Annotated in this window: 12 protein-coding genes; 11 read left to right on the top strand and 1 reads right to left on the bottom strand. The window is 35.9% G+C overall.

The annotated features are described in order from the left end of the window. Nucleotides 1–310: 310 nt before the first annotated feature. The gene (locus tag QWT87_RS03590) at nt 311–2017 is read right to left on the bottom strand and encodes a tetratricopeptide repeat protein (RefSeq protein ID WP_302713694.1); all 1707 of its coding nucleotides are present in this window, start codon (nt 2015–2017) and stop codon (nt 311–313) included. Nucleotides 2018–2253: 236 nt separating this feature from the next. Here QWT87_RS03590 and QWT87_RS03585 point away from each other — a divergent pair, with 236 nt between their 5' ends. The 11 genes from QWT87_RS03585 (at nt 2254) to QWT87_RS03535 (ending at nt 17628) form a co-directional block, all read left to right on the top strand. After that, entirely contained in the window at nt 2254–2772 is a 519-nt protein-coding gene (locus QWT87_RS03585) for a hypothetical protein (RefSeq protein WP_302713692.1), read from the top strand. 153 nt (nt 2773–2925) lie between these two features. Then, complete coding sequence (locus tag QWT87_RS03580; protein WP_302713690.1) at nt 2926–6279, top strand: DUF11 domain-containing protein; 3354 nt, start codon at nt 2926–2928, stop codon at nt 6277–6279. A 71-nt stretch (nt 6280–6350) separates the two neighbouring features. Further along, nucleotides 6351–6929, top strand: coding sequence for a hypothetical protein (locus tag QWT87_RS03575; RefSeq protein ID WP_185206909.1), 579 nt, complete (start codon nt 6351–6353; stop codon nt 6927–6929). A gap of 75 nt (nt 6930–7004) precedes the next feature. Then, nucleotides 7005–7211, top strand: a complete 207-nt coding sequence (locus tag QWT87_RS03570) for a hypothetical protein (RefSeq protein ID WP_087708811.1) — start codon at nt 7005–7007, stop codon at nt 7209–7211. Nucleotides 7212–7263: 52 nt separating this feature from the next. After that, nucleotides 7264–10245, top strand: a complete 2982-nt coding sequence (locus QWT87_RS03565) for a reprolysin-like metallopeptidase (RefSeq protein WP_302713685.1) — start codon at nt 7264–7266, stop codon at nt 10243–10245. Nucleotides 10246–10256: 11 nt separating this feature from the next. Beyond that, nucleotides 10257–10688, top strand: a complete 432-nt coding sequence (locus tag QWT87_RS03560) for a transposase (RefSeq protein ID WP_076392955.1) — start codon at nt 10257–10259, stop codon at nt 10686–10688. Nucleotides 10689–10779: 91 nt separating this feature from the next. Continuing rightward, a complete protein-coding gene (locus QWT87_RS03555; RefSeq protein WP_288461544.1) occupies nt 10780–11106 on the top strand; it encodes a helix-turn-helix domain-containing protein in 327 nt (108 codons plus the stop codon). A gap of 1023 nt (nt 11107–12129) precedes the next feature. Then, nucleotides 12130–13161, top strand: a complete 1032-nt coding sequence (locus tag QWT87_RS03550; protein ID WP_302713681.1) for a sensor histidine kinase — start codon at nt 12130–12132, stop codon at nt 13159–13161. Beyond that, nucleotides 13158–13835: a LytR/AlgR family response regulator transcription factor gene (locus QWT87_RS03545; RefSeq protein ID WP_302713680.1), complete on the top strand. Its 678-nt coding sequence runs from the start codon at nt 13158–13160 to the stop codon at nt 13833–13835. The genes QWT87_RS03550 and QWT87_RS03545 overlap by 4 nt, the downstream gene beginning before the upstream one ends. A 374-nt stretch (nt 13836–14209) precedes the next feature. Further along, the gene (locus tag QWT87_RS03540) at nt 14210–15349 is read left to right on the top strand and encodes a DUF3500 domain-containing protein (protein ID WP_302713679.1); all 1140 of its coding nucleotides are present in this window, start codon (nt 14210–14212) and stop codon (nt 15347–15349) included. A 77-nt stretch (nt 15350–15426) separates the two neighbouring features. Then, entirely contained in the window at nt 15427–17628 is a 2202-nt protein-coding gene (locus QWT87_RS03535) for a TonB-dependent receptor (RefSeq protein ID WP_302713678.1), read from the top strand. The last annotated feature ends 47 nt before the right edge of the window (nt 17629–17675 follow it).

Genomic DNA, 17675 nt, shown 5'->3' with positions numbered 1-17675 from the left:
TCTGAAATGGGAAAATTCTGTAATACCTTCGTTCAGTTAACCAATAAAAAAAGCACAAAATGCTACGAGTTACAAAAGGAATCCTTGAAGGGTTTTCAGAAATGCGAAAGAAACGCTTGCGTGTAACAGCAAGTATCTTGGGGCTTATACTTTAATTTAATCTGAGTCTTTGTCCAAAAAAAGGACGGAGATTATTCGGGATTTCCTGAAAAATCAAATTAAGAATAATTTGAGGATAAAAAATGTGTTTTCTGACAATCACAATCAAATTGAATAACTTTAAAACAGATTAAGTATAAACCGGTTTATATTATATATTTTGTAGAGACTCTTCAATGCTTTTTTCCTTTGGGATGTTCATTTTAGATTTAATTTTACTCTTATAAACGCGAACGCTGCCATCGGTAATTTTTTCTAACATTGAAATTTCCTTTGCGCTTAAATTCAGCCTGAAATAAACACATAACTGAAGTTCCTGCTCCGAAAGGATAGGGTATTGTTCGGATAGTTTTTTGATGAAGTTTTGGTTCTCCACAGAGTTTTGTTCAGTAAAATCAATATTTCTTTTATCAATATTTATTAAATTGTTTAAGTCGAAATAAAGCTCTTTAAGTATACTTTCCGGATTGTTCAGGTTAGACTTTCTGGCCTTCTTAATTTTTTCTAAAAATGCTTTTGCGGTTTCCTGCTTTATATTGAGATTAAGATGCAGATTTCTTATTTTCTCTTCCTGCAATTTCAGATTCTGCTGTAAGATTAATTCTTTCTGGTCTGAGATTGTTTTCTGCTGAGCGTTCATTTCTTTTTCTATTTTTCTTTTCTTGAATGTAGAAATGAAAAAATAGGTTAAAAATGAAATAATAATAATGCCGATAAGAATAATCCATGATCTTTGCACTTTTTGAGAATGTATCTCATTATCATACTTCTGATTAATGTTTTTAATGATGGTTTTATTTAAAGCTTCATTTAAATATCCCATCATTTCCTTGTTGTCTGCTATCATTTTATCTTTAATCTGAAGTGTTTTAAAATGATAGACTTTGGCTTCATTATAATTTTTGAGGTTGAAATAATAATCTGTAAGGGTTTCAGATATAAGTAATCGGGTATCAAAATCGGGTGATTTTTTTTCTGAATTTTTCAGATAATCAATAATAACATTCATTTTTCCTGTATTCTGATCAGATTTATAAACTCCATATAAATCTTTGCAGATAATCACCAGATCCCGCACAAGATCTTCTCTGTTTTTATTTTGGTTAAAAAGATTTTCTAATAACGCCTGAGCTTCATTTCGGTTGCCGTTTTTTATATACGCTTCTGCAAGATTCTCACTAATATGTAAAAAAAACAAATGTTCTTGATGGGTCATGTTTTTTTTCTTAGTCAGAATTTCTAAAGCTTTTTTAAATTCCTGAATAGCGTTGTTGCTTTCATCTTTTTTTATATAAACCAATCCGAAATTATTGTACATGGATGAGATATATAAATATTGGTCGGGAGCGTAAAGCTTAAGGGCTTTTGTGAAATATTCATTGGCTTTGTCATATTTTTTCTCATTGTAATACAGCCTGCCTTTAACGTGATATAGATGAGGTAAAGATTTGGAGTTTTTAATTTTGAGCTCGTTTTCTATTGATTGATTCAGGTAGTAAAAGCTCAGATTACTGGAGTAATTTTCAAAATGCAGAGCCAGAGAAAAATTAACATCGGTGATAACAATAGAGTATTTGTTGTTATTGGCTTTCCATAATTCCATAAGCGTAAGAAAATGGGAAATTCTGTCTTTTTTATCCTGATTAAAAGTAAATAGAAGTGCATATTTATAAGAGATAAAATAAAGGCTGTCTTTTGTTTTTCCGAATTTATTTTTTTCAAGATCTGCAATTTTTTGGAGTTGTGTTTTATTATCGATGTTATACTCAATTCTTTTTTTGAGTTTCTGAAGATATTCTTCCTGCGAGAAACAGAATGTAAAAAAGAACAGAATAAAAAAAGATAGATTTTTCTTCATTGAATTACTTGTTGACTGCAAACATATACGATAAAAAATTGCTGTAAAACATTATTAATATATCGATAAATTTAATTTGTTGATTATTAGACTATTAATTTTTTAAAATTAATGAATATTTTAATTATTTCTTCTTTTTATTAATACTTTTTAATACCTCATTTTCATCATTTGCACTCGTAGGTATATAATTTCGCAGACACAACGGAAAGAATAAAGTCTTTCTTCAACAGAAAATGATGAAATTCTGGTTAGGGTTTTTACTGTCTTTTTCCTGCGGGTGTTGTATGCACTCACAGGATGTCGTTAATACCCAAATCATAAAGATGGGAGGCGCAATAATTATTGAAAATTATGATTCAGATCCCACTGCAGATAAAGTAAAAGCAGAAAGAAAATCTCTTTTCGTTATCAGAAAAAAACAGACTAAGCAACATAAGAACATTCAAAAAACAGATACTAAATTAGGTTCAGTAGACAGCAGAAAAAATCGCTCTGAAAAAAAAACACAAATAAAAACATATAAGAGTTCAGATGATGATTGGCTTTTTTCAACTTCACTGGTGAAAAAGATTTCTGCTGTTTTTTCTTCGAATACAAATCCCGATATCAAAAATAACTTTAATAATTATGTTTTCTTAATAAGACTATTTAAAGAACATTTCATCAGAAAAAACACCTATTTCTATCTGTTTTTTAAGGATTCAGGAAAATGGTATCAATTTTTCAACAAGCCTCCGCCATTTATTGTATAAAGATCAATATCTGTCATCTTCAAAATAGTCATAGGGTTTGTCAAACATTTTGTTTTAAGGATTCACTCTACTGAAAGAGATTAAAGCTACAGGTTTTCAGACAGATAATGGAATATGGTTACATAATAATTAAGATTTATATAAAGTATAAAAATGAACAACATAAAACTATTTTTGGTTTGCCTGCTTTTCTTATTAGCAAGCGGAGCAAATGCCCAGACGAATTTGGCACTGGGAAAAACCGTAACCTCTTCGGCAGGCGGAAGTTCACTGTCTAATCTGGTAGATGGTAATTTTAATACAGCTGCGATTACAGGTAATGCTGCAGTTCCGCCTAATGCAGAATATTTTCTGGTGGATCTGGGTTCAGACTATATTATCGATAACGTAACATTAGGATCGGTAGTTCCGGATAACGGACGTTCCAGAAGATTTATGCTGATTACCTATCCCAGCACAGTGGGAGGTAATTTAGGATTTAATCCGAATACTTATATTGCTGCTAATAATACCTGTTATTTATACAACAGATTAGTATATACAGATCCTGCAGGATTTGTGGATTCCCAGACTGTGTTGGGAGGCGGTCCGGTTCCCGCTGTAGATAATTCTAAGAGAGGACCGGCTTTCCCTGGTGGGCAAATCAATATGCACGTTGGTATACATAAAGCAAGATATGTGCTGATTCTTAATTTGCAGGATGACAACCTCGAATTTACAGAATTGCAGGTATTTGCCTCTACTAAACCAGCAGTAAGAAATTTTGTAAACGGTGGTTTTGAACTTGATGGTGCTGGTATGCCAAGAGAAGGCGATGTAAGAGGATGGAGCACTACGGAAGCGGCAGCAATGCCCGGCAACAGAACCCCGGTAATTCCTACGCAAGGCAGTTTAATTGAATACTGGAGTGATGGACAACTGGAAGGAGGTTCTCCGGTTTTATCATCTCAGGGATCATTTTGGGCAGAATTAAATGCTTATACCAATGGAATGCTTGAACAAGAACCAATATGTGTTCTACCCGGAGAAAGTTTTACGTGGTCATTTCTGCACCGGGGAAGAAATGGAGTTGATGTAATGGGGTTGCGTATAGATGATCAAAACGTTGCGGAGTTTTCAGACAATAATGGACAAGGCGGAACCCATTCTTTTATTTTAACAGGGAATAGCACGATTAATACAGGATTAACACAAAGTGCAACCGATGTTAGAGGATGGACAAGATATACCGGAACCTGGAACAATACTTCAGGGGTGGCAAAAACAGTATTTTTTTCATATTATGCAAAAAGTACGGCGTCTAGTGGATTGGGTGGCGGTAACTTTATTGATGATGTGTCGATAACTTCTCTCAACAGTATTGCCAATTTATCAACCGCGTCCAGCAGTGGTCTGGAAACAATACCGAGTGCTAATCTTCCAAAATTAACCATCAATGGGAGTGTTACCACAGCACAGACCATTCAGATTAATATAACCGGAGGTACAGCCACCAGAGGAGTAGATTATACTACAATACCTGCAACAGGATTAATTACAGTAACAATACCTGCAGGAAATTATGATGGAACAGATGCAACTGCTATTAGTTTAGCGCCTTATATTCAGATCAATCAGGATAATATATCAGAATCTAATGAAACGATTCAGTTTTCTATACAGAATTCTACTGGAAATGTATTAATAGCACCAGCTGCGGGATGTTTCCAGAGTATTGTATCTGCAATTTATACGATTATTGATCCTGTAGCGGATCTTTCGATTGTGAAAACTGTTAATAATGCCACACCAAATGTAGGCAGCCCTGTACAATTTAGTTTGGTGGTTACCAATAACGGCCCTGATGCTGCTGCCGGAGTTTCTGTAACAGATCTCTTGCCTAGCGGTTATACCTATCAGAGTTCTACAGCAACCTCAGGTTCTTATACCCCGGCAACAGGGATTTGGGCAATTGGAAATTTAGCCAACGGAGCAGCAAGTACTCTCACCATAACGGCTTTAGCAAATTCTACAGGAACGTATCTGAATACAGCTACTGTTAGTGGAAATGTATCAGATCCTGTTTCTGGCAACAATACATCTTCGGCAACGACAGCACCTGTGGTTCAGAATGAATGTATGGGAAGTACGGCAACTAAGTTAAATTTATCCGGAGGAGTTTTGATTTCCGGTACGGCAAATACGGTAGGCGCAAAATATAAATACAGTAATGCTATTGGAGGAACGGGAGTGAGCCAGCAAGCAGACGTTGTGTTTGAACTTACAGCGTTGGATTATGGGTCATCTTTATTACAATCGAATTATAATTTTGTTTTTGATGTTCCCCAATCTACTGCAGGTATTGAAAATAATTTTCAGCCTGGTTTTATAAGAAGTACGACAGGAAATATAAATAACATTCCGAATGGAACTTATCACCAGTCTTCAACCTGGAAAGTTACAATATACAAAGCAGGAACGAATACACCTTACAGTGTACCGTCTATTGTGCAGGTACTGGATAATGACGGATCGCTGTCTTCAACAATAAATGTGATTGAAAGTGTAGAGTTTTTATCTCCGCTTCCGGCTCAGATTTTAACGAGTACCCCTACAACACAGATTGTTACAGGAAATGTTGTGAAATCTAATGGAACTTCACAACCGGGTATAGGAGTAGATCCTCAGTATTCTGCTTATGGAAATTACGGTTATGCCAATGAGTTTAGCTTTAAATTAGATAATGAGATTGTAATTAATGGAGGAGGAACCGGAAGCATCAGTTCAAATCTTGCTAATCGTTATGCGTCAGTTAACTTTGGCTGTGATTTCTCCGGAACCAATAACTTTACCAAGCAGATTGTCCGTGGAAAAGTTTATACCGATACGGATGGAGGAATACCAAGCGGAGTACCTTATACTGCGGGTAATGTATATGCAAATCTGGTAGATCCAAACGGGATCATTGTAAATTCCCAAATGGTGAGTACTGCAACCGGAATATACAGTTTCAGCAATGTAATCGCAGGAACCTATACCATAATACTTACAAACGCAATGCAGACAGTGGGAGCAACGGCCCCTGTTTCATCTTCATTGCCGCCAAACTATGTTAATGTTACATCTACAGACAGCACTCCTACAGATGGAATCACTACGGTAGTTGTAACCAATGTTGATTTGGATGGTATTGATTTCGGAATCAATCTGGCGGTTTGCTATGAATCACCTACCGATACAGGCAGTTCAGTTCCGGTAAAACATGGGATTACCCTATTAGGAAGAGCAGGAGCAGGCAATGGAAACTGGCCGATGCTGAGAAATTCGGCGTATACCGTATTAGAATCAAAAACGAAAGGTTTCGTGATTACCAGAAATTCTAATCCTGAAGGAAGTATTGCTATTCCTGTTGTGGGAATGATGGTGTTTGATACGGATGAAAATTCGGGCAAAGGATGTCTGAAAATCTATACAGGATCCGGATCCGGTGAAGGCTGGAAATGCTTTAATACACAGACTTGTCCATAACTTTTTAATACCATTGGGTAATGGTGTTTATTGACCATGCCCATTGTGTTATCAAATATAAATATAAAACAATGAAAAAAATAATCATACTTATCGGAATATACACCTCGGTTTTATCATTTTCTCAGGTAAGAATCGGGGAGAAAACAATTAATCCTACCAATTACGATTTAAGCAGTGCTTCCGTTTTACTGGAATTCGGGGATACAAATAACAAAGGAATTGTTCTCCCTTATGTAGAAACGGTTCCTGCAGGAGCCAATAATGCTAAAGGTGGTACTTTTATTTTTGATGTGTCTGCATCATCGGAATATAAAGTTAAAGTAAAAAATGAGAACACAGGCTGGACAGATCTCAGTGTACAATCAGGCTACAGCACAGCGGTAGAAACGGTAGTGAAAAATCCTCAGGCGGCTCCACTGGCAGACAAAGCCGGAGCAAAAGCTGTGATCGGAAATTCTGCCACAACAACGGACGGTGTTCTGGTTTTGGATTCAGGAAACAAAGCCATGGTTCTTCCTATAGTTACCAATTATACCAACATCAAGAATCCGTCACCCGGAATGATGGTTTTTCTGAAAGGAGCAACTGCAGACAAACATCGTTTGGTGGTTTTTAATGGACAGAAGTGGACATTCTGGAAACCATAACATTAAAATATAAAAATGTGAACAGCTTAAAATTTTACTTTTTAAGCTGTTCATTTCAAACATTGCCAGCTCTATATGTCTGAAAAATATAAATATCTCATAGGAAAAACCAAACAGGAAGTTATTTCCATTCTGGGACAGGAATTTAATTTTTATCCGTCGGATCATTGGAGCTATGAACTGTATACAACCTGGTGGGGCAAACAGGCAACACTGTATCTGGATTTTCAAAATGATCGGGTTAGAGATTTTAAAATAAACTTCAGATACTTGAGATTCTAAGTTCTTTACTTTAAACAACATGTTTTTAATTGATTGCTTTAAAAAGTAGAATATGAAAAAAATAGTCATTTTATTTTATACATTTATTTCCATTACTATTCTGGGACAAAATTCATTAGAACAGACTTCTTCAGACACTGAAATCAAGATAGATTTTAAAAAGTTTGAGACTCAGTTTTATAAAAAGAAAGAAACGTCTCAGAAAATGAAGGGAAATATATCAATCCTTCTTCCTGAGAACGGTCTGGTAAAATTTATTTTAAATGAGAATGATCTTATACCGGATAGAATTGCGTCGATTATAACATTTGACGGTAAAAGTGAAGATGGAAAGTTTTCAATGAAACTCTCTTTATACAATAATAGGCTGAGTGCAATTATTAAAACTTATCAGGGTAAATATTATGCATTGGAAAGATCAGGGAGCTCTTCTTCAGATCATTACAGAATATACAGCTTAAGTGAAGCCATGAAAAAAGAGGCTTTTATCTGCAGTGCGAATGTTGAAGATTTCCTTTCAAAAACTCATGATGGTTCCATAATATCAAAATCAGTAACCAATTTTCCGATCGGATCACAGCTCAGAAAATATCGTATGGCTGTTGCAGCCACAGGCGAATCGGTAGAATCATTAGGCAGTGCGGATGCAGTTCTTAATGAAATTGTATCCAAGATTAATGCAGTTAATCTTATCTATGAATCTGAAGTTTCCGTTACTTTTACTTTGATATCCGAAACACTGAACAAAAGCATTCTTTTCACCAACTCTGCTACAGATCCGTTTACAGGAACCGGAGGAAGTGCAGGCCAGGCAGGTTTTGTAATAATGAATAATTCAGGACTTCTTACTTATAATAAATATGATATAGGACATACGGTAAATATAAGTACTTCGGGAGGAGCAAGCGGAACAGCTGGCGGGCAGCCTTGTAATGATTCTTCAAAAGCTTTGGGGTGGTCTAACTGGGGAGCACAAAACAGTCTGGGATTTGTTACAAATCTTATAGCTCACGAAATGGGACATCAATTCGGGGCAAGCCATAGCTACAATGCTACAGGAGGAGACTCCCCCGGAGATACTTTTTGCGCCAATAGCTGGAGCAGTAGCGGAGCAGTAGAACCCGGGAGCGGAGCCACTCTTATGGCATATGGAACAAACTGTTCTTATCCTGTAGACCAGAGATACCCTTATAATAATTATGAATCCTACTTTCATGCAAGAAGTCTGGATCAGATTCTGAACAGAATACAGACCCTTTCTACATGCTATACAATCGTTACAAGCAGTAATACACCGCCTGCTGCCAATGCAGGAGCCGATATTACCATACCCAAAAATACACCTTTCAGGCTCTTGGGAACAGGAACGGATGCGAATGATGCCAATCTTTCTTATACCTGGGAAGAAAATGATGCTGCTACGGCTAATGATAAAGGTGCATTTGGAGCCACATTAAATGGTGTTGGTGGTTATACTGCGGTTAACAGCGCTACTGCACCGCTTTTCAGATCGGTTAAAAGTAATATAAATGGAGAAAGATATTTTCCAAAACTGAATTTCATCCTCAATAACCAGAATGTTCCTCCACTGAATGAGGGAGAAGCATTGCCCAACGTTGCAAGAAATATCAATCTGAGATTAACTGTTCGGGATAATAATGCTTCAAACGGAGGGATTGATTCAGATGATCTTAATGTTACGGTTGCTGATTGCGGACCTTTAAGTGTAAGCTATCCAAATGCCTCAGGAATAACGCTGAATGCCAATAGCAGTGCTATGATAAGCTGGAATGTAAATAATACAAACTCAATAGCTAATACCGTTAATCTGTTTTTATCTATTGATGGAGGTTTGAGTTTTCCTTATATTTTAGCGAGCAATATTTTAAACAACGGAAGTTATGTTGTAACAATTCCCAATATTCCAGCTACAACTAAGGCAATAATAAAAGTAAGTGCATTGCTCAATCCAAATGCAGAATTTTTTGATATCTCGGATAATAATTTTACCATAGCATCAGCTTGTGAAGCATTTAGAAGTTACATCAGTCCCACTTTTGCTGTAACAACTTATGCAGGATCTGCGGTTGCGAATCTTAATATGACAGGTGCAGCGGCAGCCAGTGAACCTTTTAGTACAAAATCGATCATTTTTAATGCGCCGTCTACAAATTCAGCAATACATGGGTATTCCAGTGCAGATAATGTAACACCCATCAGCTTCAATGATAATTATCCCACTCATCTTGTGCAGTTTCGGGTAACGCAGACAGGAAATTATACGATTTCTAAAAATTCCGGCTTTCTTATAACTTCAGTGTATACAGCTACACCACCTAATTTGTCAGGTTTTTTAACATCAAACTCTACAGGGGCATATTATGGAGTTGTAAATGCTTCCGGTTCCACAAGATCCGTAGTACTTAACGAGGGAACAAATTATTTTATGTATTTATGTAATTTTAGTAATCCTGCCAATGCCAATACTTACACATTGACTTTTAACGGACCCGGAATGGTTTATGAAACCATAAATACACCATCAGGTTACAACTATACTTATATTGCAGTGAACAACAGTACAAATAAGGTAGAGGCTTTTCATCCGACAGCGGATTTTACAGTATTACCAATAGGCTCTTATACCGTGAAAGGACTTTCATATATCAATACAGCTTCGCCTTCGTCATTTATTGGAAAGACATTTAACGAGATTGTTGCAATGGGTGTCTGTGTTCAGGAAAGTTCCAATAAAAGACAACTTACTATTACCGGAGTACTGTCAACTGCTGATATTAAAAAAACAGAAAGTGATATAAAAGTAGTACCCAACCCTGTAAATGACTGGCTGACTGTAGTAAGCGATAAAAATGTTTCAGAATATGAAATATTGGATTTATCAGGAAGGATTATTATTCCGAAATCAAAATTTCACAACAGTATATTTCTGAAAAACTTAAGCACAGGATCATATATTTTAAAATTGTTTGATGGTCATCATATAATCTATAAAACAACGATTATTAAAAACTAAAATGATTAAAAATGAAATTTAATTTTAAAAATATACACATAGGACATCTAATAAAAAGTAAAGTTTTGGAGCATGAAGATATAACGCTGGACAGAATTTGTAATTTTTTTGATTGTGATGAGGAAAAAATACAAATGATGTATGCTTCCGAAAATCTGGAAACCGATTTGCTTCTCAAATGGAGTAAATTATTAAAGTTTGATTTTTTCAGAATATATACTCAACATTTGATTCTTTATTCCCCTCCACAAAGTAGTGTTTCAAAAAATAGTAAAAATTCAACTCTTCCTCAATTTCGTAAGAACATCTATACGAAAGAAATAATAGAATTTATTCTGGAATTAATTGAAAAAGGAGAGAAGGATAAAAAAGAAATAATTGACGAATATAGAATTCCTAAAAATACGCTTTATAAGTGGATTAATAAGTATTCTCAGATGTAATATTCAGACAGAAATGTACAATGAAAGTAAATAACCAAAAACCTGCATTAATTTAGAATATAAATAATATATAATCTTAACTATATTGTAAATGGGAAAATTTGAACAGCCTGATTATAACAAAATTTTCAGAGACATTGTAGAGAAAAAATTTACAAAAAGAAAAGAAGAGCTTTTACCGCTTTTACAGAATCACTTAACGGTATTAGATGTAATAAGAATTAATAAAATTATATTTGGTAAGGGTGATGACAGCATAAACAGACTCAACCAGAAACATAAATCCTATGATAAAGAGACCATACTGAAAATTTTAGATTATCAGAAGAAGAATCATTACAACAATGTTGCTCTTGCAAAACATTTTAATCTAAGCCGTAATACAATTGCCAAATGGAGGAAAATTTTTATTAATTAATAGTAATTGAAAGAGTAACCGGAATATAAAATCATGATATCATTGAGATTATTCTGTTTCTTTATAAATGAGTGATATTAATAGTGTTTCATAAGTTTTTTTATATCAGTTATTTAGAGGTAGAAGTTAATAATCTCAGTGTCTCTGATTCGAACCCGGGTGAAACCACATAAAAAGAGTTTGTATCATAACTCTATGATATGGGTTGAGATTCACTGTACGAAAACCATTCTCCATCAGAAGGTCGAGAAAAAACATAAAAAAGTCCGTTTTCATTAGTTGTGAGACGGACTCTTTTTTATTTCAAGATTTAGTTTTTTGATTACAAAAACGGTCATGTTTTTTAACCTAAATTATCATTCCCCAATCAAAAACCACTCAGAATTCTCCCGAAATCCTTCGACTGTTGTTCGGTCATCCTTCGGAAAAAATCCCATTTTTCCGAAGCCGATCCGAAGAAGACCCGAACATGATCCGAATAAATGGGTTTTCAAACCGGTCAAAAGCAGTCAAAACCGGTCATCTTTTTCACAGGTGCCTGAAATGGGAAAATTCTGTAATACCTTCGTTCTGTTAACCAGTAAAAATGCACAAAATGGCACGAGTTACAAAAGAAATCCTCGGAGGATTTTCTGGAAAAGTAGGGGTGATTGCAGGTGCGAACTGCCGTGGCTAGGACATTATGAGAAGCCGGAGACAACATAGCTTGGAATTTGATAATTAACTAAGATTATTTCTGAAACACAAAAGATGGCTGAGCGGAGCCGAAGCCACCTGTTGTATTTTGATTTTTTTAGTACTAAAAGTTAAGAATATTTTGAAAAGGAGAATAAACAGATGGCTGAATATAAAACTAAGGTAACTGAGCATATAACCAGGTGGCTGAATGTAAAACGAAGGTGGCTGAGCGGAGCCGAAGCCACTTTTTGAAATCCTGTTAAATAAACATTCACCCCAAAAATATCCCTCTTCACAACATTTTTATTTTTGCAAGTACAAAAACAATAATTTTGCAGAATAAGTATGAGCAAAAGAAAAGTATTTATTTTTATAGGGGTACTGATTTTTCTGTTACAGCCCGTTGTATTTCCTGCGTTTCCAATGGAGAGCTCAGAGCCGCATTATTTTAAGGAATTATCAGAAAATATATTGGGCAATTTGCTTATCCTCATCTTTTTTTACATCAATTATACTTACCTTATCCCGCGACTTTTATTTCAGAAGAAGTATCTGCAATACGGGTTTTCCGTTTTTGGCGGACTGTTGGTTGTTCTGCTTCTGCCCTGGATGCTTTTCGGCTCCCACCTTCCTTCTGATTTTCCGGAGCTGCCCATCCATCCGAGATCCCATGATCAGACAATTTTTCATAAAATTCAGATATTTTTTTCAGATGTGGATCATTTGGTATTCCTGTTTGGAGGAACCGTGTTTTTTTCCACATTCTGGTTCGAGAGAATGCAGAATCAAAAAATAAAAAACGAAAAATTGCAGGCAGAACTTTCTCATCTCAAATTACAGATTCATCCCCATTTTTTGTTTAATACCCTCAACAGCATATACGCTTCCGCCATAAAAAAAGATGATAAAACGGCAGATACGGTCTTGATTTTTTCAGATTTTATGCGGTATTTGTTACAGGATTCCTATCAAAATGAAGTGTTGCTGGAAAAGGAAATCCAATACATCAGCAATTATATCGAACTACAGAAATCAAGACTAAGAAATTCCGTTATAATCGAATTTGAAAAAGAAGGGAATTTTTATAATAAAAAAATTGCTCCCCTCATCTTGTTCACTTTTGTGGAAAATGCCTTCAAATATGGCGTAAATCCGGATGAAAATTCTGAAATAAAAATTGGAATCTCTATAAAGGAAAATGAATTGAATTTTACGGTTTTCAACAGAATCGTAACCACTAAAAATATAGAGTCCAGCAATATCGGAATTAAGAATACAAAAGAAAGACTGATGCTTTATTATCCTCAGAAACACACGCTGGAAATAAAAGAAGATCCAAAAGCATTTGTTGTAAACCTGAAAATTAATTTGATATGATTACAGCAATTGCACTGGACGATGAATTGCCATCTTTAGAGATTATAGAAGCATTTTGCGCGAATATTGATACTGTTGATTTAAAAAAGACCTTCCTCAAAACCAGCGAGGCAAGATATTTTCTGGAAAACAACCCTGTCGATTTACTTTTTCTGGACATTAATATGCCTGCAACTTCAGGAATAGATTTTTATAAAACACTTCCTCAGGAAACCTTGGTAATCTTCACAACAGCTTATAAAGAATATGCCGTAGAAAGCTACGAAATCGGAGCCTTCGATTATCTGCTGAAACCGTTTAGCTTTCAGCGTTTTAAAATGGCAATCGACAGAGTGGCGGAGCAAAAAAGATTACTCTCTGCCCACGATGAAGGTTTTATCTATTTTCGGGTAGATTACGGGTTGGTAAAAGTTGTTTTCAGTGAGATTCTTTATATTGAAGGACAGGATAACTATGTGAAATTTTACTTTGAAAACCAAAAATCACTTTTGGTAAGAATAACCTTAAAAGAACTGCTGGAAAAACTTCCTGAGAACAGTTTTTGCAGAATCCACCGTTCCAGTATTGTTTCTTTATCGAAAATTACTTCCTTCAGAAACAAAACAGTCTATATAAAAGATATTGTGCTTCCCGTAGGCAATACCTATGAAGAAGACTTTCTTAAAAAAATATAATTTAACGTGAGTTCGGGATAAGTCTTCTTAACCGCAAGGTTAAACAAAGAGATTCAATTATCAGGAATTCAGCTTTTAAGATATACAAAGGCGTAAAACTTCTCAAAGTAATACCATTTTTGTCTTTTTTAAATAAACGAAGTGCCTTTGTTTAGCTTACCAACTTTCAATAAGTAAAAAAATCTTTTGTTTTTCTTTGCGATAAATTAATATATAATACTATAAATCAATTATTTAAATTTATTTCTTGTCCCGAACTGAGGTTAAAATTAAAAATATACACTTTCACCACAACTATTTTATCATTGACCACACTTTCCTGAAACCCATCGGATTATTGATTTTTTTTGTAATGAATTTTAAAATAACATATTATGAAAAAGATCCTTTCGATGGTAAGTATTCTGGGTATTACACTGGGTACGGTTATCGTTTCTTGTTCGGGTGACAGCGATTCTGCAGATTCTGGTAATTCTACAAGCACTACAGGAGGAGGCGCATCCGATAATGCAGTGGGCACAACTGGAGCAGCATCCGTAGCCGCTACAGATGTTACGGCTTGTGGTTCCGTAACAGGCGTTTCCAAAATCGTCTGCCTTACCGAACAGTTAAAAGCTACGCTTACTTCCTCACAGCTTGCAGCCCTTCAGTTGGATTATACGTATGCCAACATCAAAACATGGTCTAATCTTCCTGCCACGATGTCTGCAAGAAAAGGAATTCCTTTGGGAAATCTTAATGCAACACAGGTAGGTATCGCCAAAGCCGTCATTAAAGAAATGAGCGGAACCGCTGCTAATGAAGGCTATGATGAAATTCAGCAATTGCTGTATGCCGATAACTATCTCAATGCCAATGGTGGCGGAAGTACGTATGGCTCAGGAAATTTTTATCTGGCTTTCTTCGGAACTCCTTCAGCAACAGGTAAATTCGAAATTATGTTTACAGGGCATCATAAAACCATTGCCAATACCTATAACAATGGTGCTTTGGTGGCTGCAACTCCTTTATTCACCGCTACAGAACCGTTGTCTTTTGCGGTTAACTCTACAACGTATGCCCCGATGGATCAGGAGAAAAATGCTATTGTTGCTTTACTTGGCGGACTTTCTTCCACACAGCTTGCTACTGCAAAAGCCGGTACAACGTTTACGGATCTCGTTTGCGGACCTAACGCCAACTGGAGTTTCCCGACTGCTTTTTCAGGGTTGCAGTGTTCTGCTTTGGATGCGACTCAAAAAGCACTGGTACTGAATGTGATTAAAACGTATGTAAACGATGTTTCCGATACTAATGCAGCTTCTATTCTGGCAACCTACACTTCAGAATTAGACAATACCTACATTTATTACAGCGGAAATACTTCAATGACGGTAAAAAATGATTATTTCAGAATTGCAGGCCCAAAAGTGTGGATCGAATTTTCCGTACAGGGCGGGATTGTTCTCAGCGGAGTGCACTATCACTCCATCTGGAGAGACAGAGTGAACGATTATGCAACGACTAATTCATAAAAAGATTCTTACTCAAACCTTACAGGTTTTTACAGCCTGTAAGGTTTAAAAATCCACAACAAAAAATTAAAAATGAAATGAAATTTCTTTTATTGCTTCTTTTTCCGGTTTTTATATTTTCTCAGAATATTGTTAGAGGTATTGTTTCTGATGAAAGCGGTTATCCGGTAGAAAATGTTTTGGTAAAAAATATTTCTAAATCTCTGTATCATACGCATACCGATATTTCAGGGAATTTTTCGTTGGAAAATGTAAATCTGCAGGATAGTCTGGAATTTGTTCATCAGGATTTTGAGACCCAAAAGATCGTTCTGAAAAATCTGGAAAACATGAATATTATTTTAGAAAAGAAATCATTTCAGATTAAAGAAATCACCATTACGAAAAATTTAAAAAATTTAAATACCATTTCGAAAATCGATTTGCAGGTGCAGCCTGTTGCTTCATCTCAGGATCTGCTGAGAAAAGTTCCGGGGCTGTTTATCGGGCAGCACGCAGGAGGAGGAAAAGCTGAGCAGATTTTTCTGCGCGGTTTTGATGCCGATCACGGAACCGATGTTGCCATTTCTGTAGACGGAATGCCTGTAAATATGGTGTCTCACGCTCACGGACAGGGATATGCCGATCTGCATTTCGTGATTCCGGAAACCGTAGAAAGCATCGATTTTGATAAAGGATCTTATTTTGCGGATAAAGGCGATTTTGCCACTGCCGGATTTGTAGCTTTTAAAACCAGAGATTTCGTCGACAAAAGCAGTTTAGGATTGGAAATCGGACAATTTAATACCTTCAGAACCAACGGGATTTTTAATCTACTCAACAAAAACAACCAGTCTGCCTATTTTGCAGGTGAGTTTTTAATGACGGATAATTATTTTGATGCTCCTCAAAACTTCAACCGCATCAACCTTTTTGGAAAATATACTTCAAGACTGAGCGATAAAGACAGACTGTCTGTCTCTGTTTCGCACTTTAACAGCAAATGGGATGCAAGCGGACAGATACCGGAAAGAGCTGTAAACAGCGGACTTATTTCGCATTTTGGAGCAATAGACAATACGGAAGGAGGCACAACAAGCCGAAGCAATTTCAATCTTCAATACGAAAGAAAAATGAATGACGATTCTTTTATCAGAAATCAGGTGTATTTCAACAAATATGATTTTGAACTGTACTCCAATTTTACCTTTTTCATGAATGACCCCATCAACGGAGATCAGATCAGGCAGAAAGACAACAGAACGATTGTGGGATTTCAATCGGAATACAACGGGAAAATAAATGACAATATCAGTTTTAAAACAGGAGGCGGTTTACGAAATGATAATAATAAGGATATAGAACTTTCTCATACCAAGAACAGACAAACCGTTTTGCAATACCTCAGTCTGGGAGATATTAATCAGACTAATCTATTCGGGTACGGCAGTTGGGATCTCTCTTTCGGAAAGTGGCTGATTAATGCAGGATTGAGGGTAGATTATTTCAAATTTAATGTTGTGGATCAATTGGCAGAAAACTATCAGAATCAGTCTGAAGCAAAAGCTGTACTTAGTCCGAAACTTAATTTTTTATACTCTTTTAATACAGGTTTTAATGCTTTTCTGAAGTTAGGAAAAGGCTTTCACAGCAATGATGCAAGAGTGGTAATTGCCGAAAAAGGGAAGAATGTTCTGCCGGCTTCTTACAATGCCGATTTGGGATTTTCGTGGAAACCTCTTCCCAACTTGTTAATAAACGCCTCATTGTGGTATCTTTTTCTCGAACAGGAGTTTGTTTATGTAGGCGATGAAGCGGTGGTGGAACCCTCAGGAAAAACAGCAAGAAAAGGTGTTGATGTCGGATTGCGTTATCAGTTGAACAACTGGCTTTTCTGGAATACCGATTTTACCTACACCCACGCAAGAGCCATAGAAGAAGCTAAAGGCAGCGATTACATTCCGCTTGCTCCCAAAACTACCTTTGTCAGTGGATTGTCTGTGAAAAACCTTAAGAATTTTTCGGCAGGCATCAATGCAAGATATTTAGGAGACCGACCTGCGAATGAGGATAATTCTGTAATAGCAAAAGGGTATTTTATCACTGATTTTTCTGTGAATTATCAGTTCAGGAAAGTTTCTGTGGGAATTAATATCGATAACATTTTCAATACCAAATGGAAAGAAACCCAGTTCCTCACCGAAAGCCGTCTTCAAAACGAAACGGAAAGCGTGGAAGAAATACATTATACCGCAGGAACGCCCTTTAATGCACGATTAATTTTAAAATACAATTTTTAAAAACAAACTTTTTTAAGCTTATTAACATAGAAATCTTTGCGCTTTCC

The sequence above is a fragment of the Chryseobacterium urinae genome (genome assembly GCF_030518295.1).
In the GTDB taxonomy this organism is placed as follows: Bacteria; Bacteroidota; Bacteroidia; order Flavobacteriales; family Weeksellaceae; genus Chryseobacterium; species Chryseobacterium mucoviscidosis.
The sequence above is the reverse complement of the archived record's forward strand: the minus strand, read 5'-3'. Positions and strand labels throughout refer to the sequence as shown.

Coding starts and splice junctions, on each gene's coding strand:
- QWT87_RS03575 (WP_185206909.1), top strand. CDS start 6,351: ATGAAAAAAATAATCATACTTATCGGAATATACACCTCGGTTTTATCA.
- QWT87_RS03555 (WP_288461544.1), top strand. CDS start 10,780: ATGGGAAAATTTGAACAGCCTGATTATAACAAAATTTTCAGAGACATT.
- QWT87_RS03540 (WP_302713679.1), top strand. CDS start 14,210: ATGAAAAAGATCCTTTCGATGGTAAGTATTCTGGGTATTACACTGGGT.
- QWT87_RS03545 (WP_302713680.1), top strand. CDS start 13,158: ATGATTACAGCAATTGCACTGGACGATGAATTGCCATCTTTAGAGATT.
- QWT87_RS03580 (WP_302713690.1), top strand. CDS start 2,926: ATGAACAACATAAAACTATTTTTGGTTTGCCTGCTTTTCTTATTAGCA.
- QWT87_RS03550 (WP_302713681.1), top strand. CDS start 12,130: ATGAGCAAAAGAAAAGTATTTATTTTTATAGGGGTACTGATTTTTCTG.
- QWT87_RS03590 (WP_302713694.1), bottom strand. CDS start 2,017: ATGAAGAAAAATCTATCTTTTTTTATTCTGTTCTTTTTTACATTCTGT.
- QWT87_RS03570 (WP_087708811.1), top strand. CDS start 7,005: ATGTCTGAAAAATATAAATATCTCATAGGAAAAACCAAACAGGAAGTT.
- QWT87_RS03565 (WP_302713685.1), top strand. CDS start 7,264: ATGAAAAAAATAGTCATTTTATTTTATACATTTATTTCCATTACTATT.
- QWT87_RS03535 (WP_302713678.1), top strand. CDS start 15,427: ATGAAATTTCTTTTATTGCTTCTTTTTCCGGTTTTTATATTTTCTCAG.
- QWT87_RS03585 (WP_302713692.1), top strand. CDS start 2,254: ATGATGAAATTCTGGTTAGGGTTTTTACTGTCTTTTTCCTGCGGGTGT.
- QWT87_RS03560 (WP_076392955.1), top strand. CDS start 10,257: ATGAAATTTAATTTTAAAAATATACACATAGGACATCTAATAAAAAGT.